Here is a 12,006-nt window from a genome sequence, read left to right on the forward strand (position 1 = left end):
CATGAAACAATCAGCCGCCGAAATCATCGACGAATACGGTCCTTTTCCGGGCGTCGAAAAAGTGCATGGCGTAACGTACGACGGCCAGCATGTCTGGTTCGCGGCGGGAGACACGTTGAACGCGTTCGACCCGCAGAGCGGCAAGGCGCTCCGCTCGATCGAGGTCGCCGCGCATGCGGGAACGGCCTTCGACGGCCAGCACCTGTTCCAGATCGCAGAAGACCGTATCCAGAAGATCGATCCCGAAAGCGGCCGCGTACTCGCCACGATTCCCGCACCGGGCGGCGGAGGCGACTCGGGCCTCGCCTGGGCCGAAGGGACGCTCTGGGTCGGACAGTATCGGGAGCGCAAGATCCATCAGGTCGATCCGCAGACGGGCGCGATTCTGCGCACGATCGAGTCCAACCGCTTCGTGACCGGCGTCACCTGGGTCGACGGTGAGCTCTGGCACGGCACGTGGGAGAGCGACGAAAGTGATTTGCGGCGACTCGATCCGCGCACCGGCGAAGTTCAGGAGCGGCTTGAAATGCCGCCTGGCGTCAGCGTGTCGGGACTCGAATCCGACGGCGGCGATCGCTTCTTTTGCGGCGGCGGAAGCAGCGGCAAGGTGCGAGCCGTGCGACGTCCCAAGTGAGGTTGCGGGGTGCGGGCCGATTCCGGGGTGGTTCCGGGGTGGTTCCGGGGTGGTTCCGGGGTGGTTCCGGGGTGGTTCCGGGGTGATTCCGGGGTGATTCCGGGGTGGTTCCGGGGTGATTCCGGGGTGATTCCGCGCCCCGGCAATGATTGGCGCCACCATCAGCCTGGTTTCCGCTCGCGTCCCGGCAAGTCTTGCAACAGGTTCAAACGGACGCTAAAGTTTTTTTCTCCTCCGCCGTTTACCCGGCATGCGCCGAGTGCCACATCAATCACGCCGCATAAATAACTCTAATCTGGCTCAAGTACAAACCACATTCCCTTCAATCCGTAATGAAAAAAAGCATCGCAATCTTTGCCATTGCCGGCACGTTATTGACTTCAGGCTGTGCGACGGTTTCCAACATGTCGCCCACCACGTCGACGGGTTCGGTCGACACGACGAAAAACTCGTACGCGCTAATGACGGTGACACTCAAGAACGCATATCACACCAGTTATCAGCCGAGTCCTATCGTCGTGAACATGGAGCGCGGTTCGGCAGACTCGCGAGAAGACCGCTTGAATTTCAAATTCGACGATCAGGCCACCAGCACGAGCGACACGGGTAATCACTATTTCATTCGCCTGCCATTGGCGCCGGGTAAATATGTGATGCGCGGCATTACCGGCCAAAGCGGTATATTCCCTTTCCACGGCATGTTCTTCACGCCGCTTCACGAAGTGGTCGAAATCAAGCCGAATTCGATTGTGTATCTCGGCCATATCGACGCTACGGTTGTCGAACGTAAAGACGGCGAACTGCGCGCGGGACCGCTCATTCCGTTGATCGATCAGGCGGCCACGGGTTTCAGCGGCGGGACGTGGGACATTAGCGTGACCGACCAGTTCGACGACGACGTGACGGCGTTCAGGAAAGACTTCCCGGCACTGACCAATGCGTCGATCGAACGTGAAGTGCTGCCTGCCTGGGACAAGCAGAAGGCAACCGAGTGGTGGAATAACCACTGACTCGACGCAGCAACGCTGAGCGGCGCGCCCCTGCAACCGCTCGCCTGCGCCTCGCTTCACCCGCCATGCCGTGCCGCTGCGCAAGGCATTTTTTTCGGCCGACAATTTGCGCGAATAGTTTCGAATAAGGGGAAACCCGTATAATTCCCGCAAGAGGTCAGACAACTAGAGGACATCCGTTGTCAGGACCCTGGTCCGCGCCAGCCGCGCGGCGCCGACCCTGAAAAGCCTTCTCTCCCAGATCCGTGAATCCGACTGCCACTGCCCTGCCCTTTCGCAACGCTCTGTTCGCCATGCTCGGCATCGGGCTCGTCAATATGCTGGTCGCACTCGACCAGACAGTCGTCAGTACCGCGCTGCCTTCCATCGTCGCCGAACTGCACGGCTTCGAGTATTACGCGTGGATCGCCAGCGCGTATTTGCTGGCCTCCGTGGTGACGGTGCCGGTGTTCGGACGGCTCGGCGATTACTTCGGCCGCAAGCGTTTCGTGATCGCTGCGGTCATTACGTTCACGGTGGCGTCGGTGCTTTGCGGCGTCGCGAACGACATGCTGTTTCTCGTGATCGCGCGCGGCTTGCAAGGTGTCGGCGGCGGGATGATGGTCGGCACGGCGTTCGCGTCGATACCCGATCTCTTTCCCGATCCGCGCGCGCGTGTGCGCTGGCAGGTGGTGATGGCGGCAGCGTATGGTATCGGCACGGCGGCGGGGCCATCGCTCGGCGGGTGGATGAGCGAACACTGGGGTTGGCGCTCCACCTTCCTGATCAATCTGCCGGTCGGCGCGGCCGCGCTCTATTTCATCTGGGCGCATCTGCCGAGCTTTCTCCGTCCGCATGAAGGCGACGTGAAAATCGACTGGCTCGGCGCGGCGCTGGTCGCCACCGTGCTCGGCGGTCTGCAAGCGTTCATCGAAGCCGTGCCGAAAGACGGCCTGAGCATCGCCAATCTCACGCTGGCCGTCTGCGTGATCGCCGGCGCGATAGCTTTGCTGGTATGCGAAAAACGCGCCACGCATCCGATCATTCCGCTTGACCTGTTCAGGGATCCGCAACTCGTCACGCTGTTCACGCTCGGCATGCTGTCGGGCTTCGTGATGTTCTCGCTGATCTTTTTCGCGCCGCTGCTGCTGCAAGGGGGCTTCGGCCTGTCGCCGCAACAGGCCGGACTGCTCGCCACGCCGATCGCCGCGTGCATCGCGCTCGGCAGTCTGCTGAACACGCGCATCGTCATTCACATGAAGAAGCCCACGCGGATCCTCTCGATCGGTTTCGCGCTGCTGTTGTTCGCTTCCATTGCGCTGGCGTTTGCGAATCCGGACACGCCGCATCTGTGGATCGAATTGCCGATGGCCGCGGTCGGCATCGGCCTCGGTTTCATCCTCAACAATCTGAACGTGTTCGGCCAGGAGATTGCCGGACGCGAACGCTTCGGCATCACGACGGCGCTGCTGCAATCCACGCGCATGGTGGGCGGGATGCTGGGCACGAGCATTGTCGCGACCGTGGTGTCGCATCATTACCGCAACGTCGTCACGCGCACCATGAGCGTGCTCGGCGAGCCGGCCGCCTCGCAATGGCGGCCCCGCTTCGTCGATCTGCGCATTCTGATCGACGAAGCGTCACGTCTGAAGCTGATCGCGGATATGAAGCCGTCAGGGCTCAATACGCTCGCGTTGATCGATACGGCGCGCGATGCGCTGGTGCAGTCCATTCACATCGGCGTGTGGCTGACGGCGGTCGCGGCGCTGGCGGCCGCGCTGCTGGTGCAGCGCATCTCGCATGTGGTGTTTCGCAAGAGCTGAGGCGCCGGCCGGATCATCGCTGGTTCAGCGCACGAGGCACGGGCGCCTGTTATCAAACTTCCAGTTCGGGATCAGATACTGCATGGCCACGCCGTCGTCGCGCGCGCCCAGGCCATGCTGCTGATACAGCGCGTGCGCCTTGCCGATCTCATCCATGTCCAGTTCGACGCCGAGCCCCGCGGCCTGCGGCACCTTGACCCTGCCGCCGACGATCCGCAGCGGCTCGCGCGTCAACCGCTGGCCGTCCTGCCAGATCCAGTGCGTGTCGATCGCGGTGATCCTGCCCGGCGCGGCGGCCGCGACATGCGTGAACATGGCGAGCGAAATGTCGAAGTGGTTGTTCGAGTGCGAGCCCCACGTGAGGCCCCAGTCATTGCACATCTGCGCGACGCGCACCGAGCCCTGCATGGTCCAGAAGTGCGGATCGGCCAGCGGGATATCCACGGACTGCAACTGGATCGCGTGGCCCATCTGGCGCCAGTCGGTCGCGATCATGTTGGTCGCCGTCGGCAAGCCGGTCGCGCGGCGGAACTCGGCCATCACCTCGCGGCCCGAATAGCCGTTTTCGGCGCCGCACGGATCTTCCGCATAGGCCAGCACGTCGTGCTTGTCGCGGCATAGGCGCACTGCTTCGGCCAGCGACCAGGCGCCGTTCGGGTCGAGCGTCACGCGCGCGTTCGGAAAACGTTCGGCGAGCGCGGTGACCGCTTCGATTTCGGCGTCGCCAGTCAGCACGCCGCCCTTGAGCTTGAAGTCGTTGAAGCCGTAGCGCGCCTGCGCGGCCTCGGCGAGCCGTACGACGGCCCCGGGCGTCAGCGCCTGCTCGGTGCGCACGCGTTCCCAGTCGTCGCGAGCATCGGCGCCGCTCGCATAGTCCAGGTCGGTTTTGTTGCGGTCGCCGATATAGAACAGATAACCGAGCATTTCCACTTCGTCGCGTTGCTGGCCTTCGCCGAGCAGTGCGGCGACTGGCACGCCCAGATGCTGGCCGAGCAGGTCGAGCAATGCGGCTTCGAGCGCGGTCACCGCGTGAATGGTGGTGCGCAGATCGAACGTCTGCAAACCGCGGCCGCCGGCGTCGCGCTCGGCGAATTGTGTGCGCACCTTGTTCAGGACTGCCTGCAGATTGCCGATCGACTGACCGACGACGAGCGCACGCGCGTCGTCGATGGTCTTGCGAATGCTCTCGCCGCCCGGCACTTCGCCCACGCCGGTATGGCCAGCGCTGTCGCGCAGGATGACGATGTTGCGCGTGAAGAACGGGCCATGCGCGCCGCTCAGATTGAGCAGCATGCTGTCACGGCCGGCGACAGGCACGACGCGCAGTTCGGTGACGACCGGCGTGTCGTTCGATTGGGAAGGTTTCGCGGACATGATGTCTCCAGGTTTGGCCGTTCAGGCGGTCTGATCGAATGCAACCTGCGCATTCAGGTCGACAGGCATTCTGGCTTGCGGCATGCCATATGTTGTACGATGACAGTCTACTTTGATTGGATATAACCAGCCAATGCGGTGTTTACCCTGCTTACGTCCAGTTTGTAAGGCTGTGCCACGTGTCTTTCGACTTGCATGATCGCAGCGGCATGCTGAAATAAGACGTCCTACAACCAAAAATAGGCGGTCAGTCGCATACCGCAGACGCACCCCGAAATCCTTCTGCCCGAAACACCTGGGAGGCAGCAATCGAACCGCCCGTCTCCCACCAGACGCTAACGTGGCAGCATCGATACGCTGGCGCTCGACATCGAGTTTCATTTGCAGATCGCACGCGCGAGCGTCAATCGCTAGTTCTTCGACGTGCTCAGCCAACTCGACCGGGCGGTGAGTCCACGTACGCGGCTCGGCTCGGCTCGGCTCGGCGAAGATCGCGGAACTCGACCATATCGAACATCTGCGTAGCGTGCTCGGCGAGCACCAGATGATCTATCGCGCAATCGAGCGGCAAGACCCGGACGACGCACGCGCCGCGATGCGCATGCATTTGAGCAATAGCCGCGAACGGCTGCGCCGCGCCCACGAGTTAAGCAGAACGGGCGACTGAGAGTGGGCGGTGGGCGGCTGTCATGCGTGCGGTTGTATGCGGTTGCATCCTGCTGGCAATACCAAAGTACCCGTTCCGATGCAGCGCGGATGGAGAAGCGCGGCAGGACATTGCCGCGCGCCGCAAAGAGGAGACTTTCGTCGCGATGCTCATCGAACAACGCTGCGTGGATTGAAGCTGAACGCCAACCCGATGCGCGCTGCCTTTCATTTTCAAACAGAGCCCGATTCCCGCCATTAATCGTCTGATTTAATCAAATGCGCTCGCGCTAATATCGCCTTTGCGCGAGCCCGAGGATAAAAACCGTTCGCGCGTATTCTCCAAAACTTCAAAAACGAAAAAATGATAATGAGTCAGTTTCGAATGCTCGCAATCGCCGCAGCGTCGTTCGCGATAGCCATTCCCGCCCACGCGGGATTGGGCGGCGCGCCGACCTATCCGGTAACGGCCAGCAGCACGAGCGCGGGGGCAGCCAGCCAGAATAGCGCGGCGGTCGCACGCTTCGCCGCCAGCGCCGGCGCTGCCTCCACGAACTACACGGTGAGCCAGACCACGCTGCCATCCGGCACCGTGGTCAGCGAGTACATCGGCGCGGGTAACACCGTGTTCGCGTTGAGCTGGCAAGGCCCGACCATGCCGCCGCTCAAAACGCTGCTCGCCAACTACTTCCCGTCCTACGTCCAGGCCCTCACCGACGCCCACGCCACCCAGGGCGGCGGCTACGGACCCGCCGTCGTGCACCAGTCGGGGCTGGTCGTGGAGACCGGCGGCCATATGGGCGCCTTCGTGGGCCGCGCCTATTTACCGCAAGCGCTGCCGCAAGGGGTCAGCGCGGACGACATCAAATAACTCATTAAAATCATTAGAGAGAGAACAACAGTGCGCAAAATCGCAAGGATTATTGCCGCGGCGCTCGGGCTCGGGTTGGCACTCAATCTTGCCGGCTGCGGCGGTGGTGGCGGTGGCAGCAGCACGCCGGCCGCAACGAACACGCCCGCGCCATCGGGCGGTACGACCTCCAATCCCGTTACCAGCAACTCGACACCCAACGTGCTCGCCGTCGACGCGTCTGCCGTGCCCACGCCGGTTGGCGCCGGCAATACGATGCTGGTGACGGTAAGCGGAACGGGCATTCACAATCAGCCGATGGTCAGCGTCAAGATCTGCGCGGGCGGCTCCAACGCGGCCACGAGCTGCGCGACGATTCCGAACGTGATCGTCGATACAGCGTCGTTCGGCTTGCGCCTGGTTCGCTCCGCGATCCCGAACGCGACCTTCAACGCGCTCGCCGCCGAAACGGATCAATCAAGCGGCCTGCCGCTCGCCGAATGCGCGTTGTTCGGCAGCGGTTATGCATGGGGTTCGGTGCATACCGCCGACGTGGCGCTATCGAGCGAGATTGCGGCCTCGGTGCCGATTCACGTGATCGGCGATCCCGCACTGACCGTGGCCGCGCCGGCCGAATGCCAGGTGGGCCGGCCGCTGGCGAGCGCTGCCGATATCGGCGCAAACGGCATTCTCGGCATCGGCGTGAGTCCGACGGACTGCGGTTCATTGTGCGAGCTGACGGCGCGCCCGCAGTTCTATTACACCAATGCCGGCAACGCGACTTCAGTGCCCGTGAGCAAACAGATCACGAATCCGGTTTCGCTCTTCGCGCAGGATAACAACGGCGTGATTCTGGAAATGGCGCAGGTATCGGATAGCGGCAGCGCGACGGCTCAAGGCACGCTCGTGTTCGGCATCGACACTCAGACCAATAACGTATTGAACGGCACCGGCGCCCCGATTCTGCGGACCGACCTGAACGGCGACTTTACGTCCACCTATAACGGGAGCGTGTTTACCCAGACGTTCTTCGACTCGGGCTCGACGGTGCTGTTCTTTCCGGACACGACGATCGCTCGCGACGCGTCGTCCGGCTACTACATTCCGGCCACGACGGTGGGCCGCACCTCGACGCTGGCGGGGACCAATCCGGCGAGCGTGACGCTCGGCTTCAATATCGGAAACGGCGCGACGCTGAATGCATCGGGGAACAATGCGTTCAACAATCTCGGCATCTACATAACTCACCAGTTCGACTTCGGCCTGCCGTTCTTCTATGGTCGCCATGTGTATTACGGCATTTCAGGCCGGGCATCGAGCGGTGGTGGGACGGGCCCGTACGTCGCATACGTTTCGAGCTGAGTGTTTTGTCGTCAGATCCCGTGCGATCGCTATAAAGAAGAAATCAGAACCGCTCGGATCGCACGGGCTATTCATTGCGTCGTGCGCAGGCACAGAAACTCGTAGGACGGTTGATCTGCCGCCCGCAACGCTGGCAATCTGGCGAATTGCCACGCAGCGGAGACCACGGCGATGGAACCGTCCACCCCCAGGCGCACGACGACAACCTCGAACGTTTCGAAGCACACGGCGCGGCGCCGCTGCCGGTCCCGAACGAAGAAGGTTACGTCGAGCATGAAGGCGCGCGAATCTGGTACGCGTCGTACGGCGCCGGCGTGCCGGTGATTCTGCTGCACGGCGGCCTCGGGCACAGCGGCAATTGGGGCTACCAGTTGCCGGCGCTGCTCGGCGCGGGGCGTCGCGTGGTGGTTGTCGACAGTCGCGGCCACGGCCGCAGCACCCGCGATGCGCGGCCCTACCGCTACGAGCTGATGGCGTCCGACGTGCTGGCCGTGATGGACACGTTGCAACTCGAACGCGCCGCGCTGGTGGGCTGGAGCGACGGCGCCTGCGTCGCGATGGTATTGGGCATCACCGCCGCGGAGCGGGTGGCCGGTGTGTTCTTCTTCGGCTGCAACATGGATCCGAGCGGCACGAAGACGTTCGCGCCGACGCCGACGGTGGAGCGCTGTTTCAGCCGCCATGCAAAAGACTACGCGCAGCTATCGGCAACGCCGGACGACTTCGAAGCGTTTGTCGGCGCCGTCAGCACGATGATGAAAACCGAGCCCAACTATTGCGCCGACGATCTGGCGCGAGTCCGCGTGCCGGTCGCCATCGTGCATAGCGAGCATGACGAATTCATCGAGCCGGAACACGCCGATTATCTCGCTCGCACCATTCCGGGCGCGGAACTGATTCTGCTGTCCGGCGTGAGCCATTTCGCGCCGCTGCAACGGCCGGCGCAATTCAATCAGGTGATGCTCGACTTCCTGCGCCGGCTTGGCGGCTGAACGACACCGCTGAACGGCCGGCGGCCTCGCCGTATCCGTTGCCGTCTGACCGCAAGCGTCAGGACCCCGCCGAACTCCCAAAATTTCACGATGCGGAATGATCGACTGCTTCGTAAAAAATCGTGGTGCGTGGCACAAATCCGGCATTTCGCAATGTCGCCCCGCGTTGCACATCGCGAAACAAAGACGATAAGTCTTTATTTTTAAACGATAATTTTTGATCGAATGAAGCGTCTAACGAGCACTTGCGCCGCTGCCTGCTGACGTAGACTCTTTTACAAGAGCCGGCGCTTCAGCAGGCGAGCCAGGGTGGACGAGACGGAAACATTGTCTGACGGTCTCCAACCTCGCGCACGAAGCCGCCCCGGCACCGCGGTTTTTAATTGGCAACTGGGAGACTAAAAATGAAAGGCTTTCGCTTTGGTTCGGATCAGGGAGCGTTCTACATTTTGCCGGGACAGGACGGTTGGGAAGCCACCTACGGCAACGAAACGCTCGGCGAGTTTGCGAGCCCGCAACAGGCAGCAGACGACCTCGCACGCGGCTTGATCTGCCCGCACCTTCCGGACGCCGACGACACGGCGACGCTCGAAATTCCAGAGAAGCTCAGCGACTGGGAAATCGTTCACGTGTGATGGCAGGTATGGCCGCTGCCCACGTGGAAACAAAAATGACGATGGCGCTCGCGAGCGCCATCGTCATGCTTACTACTTACTTCAATGCTGCACGCTTCTTCAGCGTCTTAAGCAATCGCGTCCACGATCTTGTTCAGCGTGGCGCTCGGGCGCATGGCCTTGCTCGTCAGTTCGACATCCGGACGATAGTAACCGCCAATGTCTACCGGCTTGCCCTGGGCCGCACCCAGTTCTTCGACGATCTTCGCTTCGTTCTCAGCCAGCGCCTTCGCCACGCCGGCGAACTGTGCCTGCAACGCCGCATCTTCGGTTTGCGCGGCCAGTGCTTCCGCCCAGTACAGCGCGAGGTAGAAGTGGCTGCCGCGGTTGTCGATACCGCCAACCTTGCGCGCCGGCGACTTGTCGTTGTCGAGGAACTTGCCGGTTGCCTGATCCAGCGTTTTGGCCAGAATCAGCGCCTTCGGATTGTGATACGCATTGCCCAGATGTTCGAGCGACGCGGCCAGCGCCAGGAATTCACCCAGCGAATCCCAACGCAGGAAACCTTCTTCGACCAGTTGCTGAACGTGCTTCGGCGCCGAACCGCCCGCGCCGGTTTCGAACATGCCGCCACCTGCCATCAGCGGGACGATCGACAGCATCTTCGCGCTGGTACCCAGTTCCATGATCGGGAACAGGTCGGTCAGGTAGTCGCGCAGCACGTTGCCGGTGACCGAAATGGTGTCCTTGCCCGCGCGGATACGATCGACCGAGAACTTCGTCGCTTCGACCGGCGTCATGATGCGGATGTCCAGACCGCTGGTGTCGTGGTCCTTCAGGTAGTGCTCGACCTTTTTGATGATCTGGGCGTCGTGCGCGCGGACCGGGTCCAGCCAGAACACGGCGGGCGTGTTGGAGGCGCGAGCGCGGTTGACCGCGAGCTTGACCCAGTCCTGAACCGGCGCGTCTTTGGTCTGGCACATGCGCCAGATGTCGCCCGCTTCAACCGCCTGTTCGAGCAGCACCGTGCCGGCTGCGTCCGTTACGCGAACCACGCCGTTTGCCGGGATCTGGAACGTCTTGTCGTGTGAACCGTATTCTTCGGCAGCTTGCGCCATCAGGCCGACGTTAGGCACCGTGCCCATCGTGACCGGGTCGAACGCGCCGTGCTTCTTGCAGTCTTCGATCACCGCCTGATAGACACCGGCGTAGCAACGGTCCGGAATCACAGCCTTGGCGTCGTGCAGCGCGCCGTCGGCACCCCACATCTTGCCCGACTCGCGAATCATGGCCGGCATGGACGCGTCGACGATCACGTCGCTCGGCACGTGCAGGCTGGTAATGCCCTTGTCCGAATTGACCATAGCCAGCGGCGGGCGCTGTTCGTATTGCGCCTTGATGTCGGCTTCGATTGCTTCGCGCGTTTCGGCCGGCAGGTCTTTCAGGCGCGCGTACAGATCGCCGATACCGTTGTTCGGATTGAAGCCGGCTTTCGCCAGCACGTCGGCGTACTTGGTCAGCACGTCTTTGTAGAACACCGACACCACGTGGCCGAAGATGATCGGATCCGACACCTTCATCATGGTGGCTTTCAGGTGCACCGAGAACAGCACGCCCTTTGCCTTCGCGTCGGCGATTTCCGCCTCGATGAAGCTGCGCAGCGCGTTTTTGGACAGCACCGAAGCGTCGATGACCTCGCCCGCCAGCACCGGCGTCTTTTCTTTCAGGACCGTCTTCGAGCCGTCCGCGGCCGTCAGTTCGATCTTCACCGCGCCGGCTGCCGCGATCAGCGCCGACTTTTCGCTGCCGTAGAAATCGCCGTCGCTCATGTGCGAGACGTGCGACTTCGAATCCGCGCTCCAGGCGCCCATCTTGTGCGGATGCTTGCGTGCGTAGTTCTTGACCGACAGCGGCGCGCGGCGATCCGAATTGCCTTCGCGCAGCACCGGGTTGACCGCGCTGCCCTTGATCTTGTCGTAGCGGGCCTTGATGTCTTTTTCAGCGTCCGTCGTTGCGACGTCCGGATAGGCCGGCAACTTGTAGCCCTTGTCGCGCAGTTCCGTGATCGCGGCCTTCAGTTGCGGCACCGACGCGCTGATGTTCGGCAGCTTGATGATGTTCGCTTCCGGACGCGTGGTGAGTCCACCCAGTTCCGCCAGATCGTCGGAACCCTTCTGTTCCGCGCTCAGATAGTCGGGAAATGCAGCGATGATCCGGCCGGCGAGCGAAATATCGCGCGTTTCAACGATCACGTCGGACGAGCGCGTGAACGCCTTGACGATCGGCAGCAGCGAGTAGGTCGCCAGAGCAGGCGCTTCGTCAGTCAGGGTGTAGATGATCTTCGGCGATGTGGACATGTTCGATGCTTTGCTAGGTGAAGTGATAGACAGAGCGTTTGGTAGCGCTGAGCCGGCGAGGTTGCGACGAAGCAGCAAAACGCAGCGCGAGGCTCGGCACTACTTTTTACGGCCAGGACGTCAGTATATGCGTGTTTTCCTCTATTCGCTGCGAAACAAACATATCCAGAAACTGCGTCCAACGGGGTCGAGCCCCGCTGGATAAGGCTTACGGCCATTTGCCCTAGGCCGCAAGACAGATGTCTTATAGATGACCTGACGTACGAAATAATTTGTTAATGCGAATCAGATGCATTACTATTCGATCGCACCTTTCAGTTTCACTCATTTTTCTGACAATCACTCGCTAGAACGGCGCCGTTTTCG

9 protein-coding genes and 1 pseudogene are annotated in these 12,006 nt (G+C 61.9%); 8 read left to right on the forward strand and 2 right to left on the reverse strand.

What is annotated here, in order from left to right; genetic code table 11:
* Position 1 precedes the first annotated feature (1 nt).
* The 3 genes from BXE_RS34190 to BXE_RS34200 all read left to right on the forward strand — a co-directional run bounded on the left by BXE_RS34190 (position 2) and on the right by BXE_RS34200 (position 3,446).
* Entirely contained in the window at positions 2–634 is a 633-nt protein-coding gene (locus BXE_RS34190) for a Vgb family protein (protein ID WP_011492693.1), read from the forward strand.
* Between the two features lie 332 nt (positions 635–966).
* Positions 967–1,644: a hypothetical protein gene (locus BXE_RS34195; protein WP_011492694.1), complete on the forward strand. Its 678-nt coding sequence runs from the start codon at positions 967–969 to the stop codon at positions 1,642–1,644.
* 293 nt (positions 1,645–1,937) lie between these two features.
* The gene (locus BXE_RS34200) at positions 1,938–3,446 is read left to right on the forward strand and encodes an MFS transporter (RefSeq protein ID WP_011492695.1); all 1,509 of its coding nucleotides are present in this window, start codon (positions 1,938–1,940) and stop codon (positions 3,444–3,446) included.
* A gap of 24 nt (positions 3,447–3,470) precedes the next feature.
* On the opposite strand, the gene gudD is transcribed toward BXE_RS34200, so the two are convergent.
* Positions 3,471–4,820, reverse strand: a complete 1,350-nt coding sequence (gudD, locus tag BXE_RS34205; protein WP_011492696.1) for a glucarate dehydratase — start codon at positions 4,818–4,820, stop codon at positions 3,471–3,473.
* Between the two features lie 339 nt (positions 4,821–5,159).
* Here gudD and BXE_RS34210 point away from each other — a divergent pair.
* The 5 genes and pseudogenes from BXE_RS34210 to BXE_RS34230 form a co-directional block, all read left to right on the forward strand.
* A pseudogene (locus BXE_RS34210) lies at positions 5,160–5,487 on the forward strand (FadR/GntR family transcriptional regulator); the annotation flags it as partial.
* 342 nt (positions 5,488–5,829) lie between these two features.
* Entirely contained in the window at positions 5,830–6,336 is a 507-nt protein-coding gene (locus tag BXE_RS34215) for a DUF2844 domain-containing protein (RefSeq protein WP_011492698.1), read from the forward strand.
* 30 nt (positions 6,337–6,366) lie between these two features.
* Positions 6,367–7,677 carry a DUF3443 domain-containing protein gene (locus BXE_RS34220; RefSeq protein ID WP_011492699.1) on the forward strand — a complete coding sequence of 437 codons (1,311 nt, stop codon included), beginning with the start codon at positions 6,367–6,369 and terminating at the stop codon, positions 7,675–7,677.
* A gap of 146 nt (positions 7,678–7,823) precedes the next feature.
* Complete coding sequence (locus BXE_RS34225) at positions 7,824–8,669, forward strand: alpha/beta fold hydrolase (protein WP_011492700.1); 846 nt, start codon at positions 7,824–7,826, stop codon at positions 8,667–8,669.
* Between the two features lie 404 nt (positions 8,670–9,073).
* Positions 9,074–9,304: a hypothetical protein gene (locus BXE_RS34230; RefSeq protein WP_007178197.1), complete on the forward strand. Its 231-nt coding sequence runs from the start codon at positions 9,074–9,076 to the stop codon at positions 9,302–9,304.
* Positions 9,305–9,411: 107 nt separating this feature from the next.
* On the opposite strand, the gene BXE_RS34235 is transcribed toward BXE_RS34230, so the two are convergent.
* Entirely contained in the window at positions 9,412–11,640 is a 2,229-nt protein-coding gene (locus BXE_RS34235) for an NADP-dependent isocitrate dehydrogenase (RefSeq protein WP_011492701.1), read from the reverse strand.
* Between the last annotated feature and the right edge of the window lie 366 nt (positions 11,641–12,006).

The sequence above is a fragment of the Paraburkholderia xenovorans LB400 genome, from assembly GCF_000013645.1.
GTDB lineage: Bacteria > Pseudomonadota > Gammaproteobacteria > Burkholderiales > Burkholderiaceae > Paraburkholderia > Paraburkholderia xenovorans.

Bases quoted from the DNA above. Each gene is read 5' to 3' on its own strand.
- BXE_RS34190 (WP_011492693.1), top strand. From the start codon at position 2: ATGAAACAATCAGCCGCCGAAATCATCGACGAATACGGTCCTTTTCCG.
- BXE_RS34195 (WP_011492694.1), top strand. From the start codon at position 967: ATGAAAAAAAGCATCGCAATCTTTGCCATTGCCGGCACGTTATTGACT.
- BXE_RS34200 (WP_011492695.1), top strand. From the start codon at position 1,938: ATGCTCGGCATCGGGCTCGTCAATATGCTGGTCGCACTCGACCAGACA.
- gudD (WP_011492696.1), bottom strand. From the start codon at position 4,820: ATGTCCGCGAAACCTTCCCAATCGAACGACACGCCGGTCGTCACCGAA.
- BXE_RS34215 (WP_011492698.1), top strand. From the start codon at position 5,830: ATGATAATGAGTCAGTTTCGAATGCTCGCAATCGCCGCAGCGTCGTTC.
- BXE_RS34230 (WP_007178197.1), top strand. From the start codon at position 9,074: ATGAAAGGCTTTCGCTTTGGTTCGGATCAGGGAGCGTTCTACATTTTG.
- BXE_RS34235 (WP_011492701.1), bottom strand. From the start codon at position 11,640: ATGTCCACATCGCCGAAGATCATCTACACCCTGACTGACGAAGCGCCT.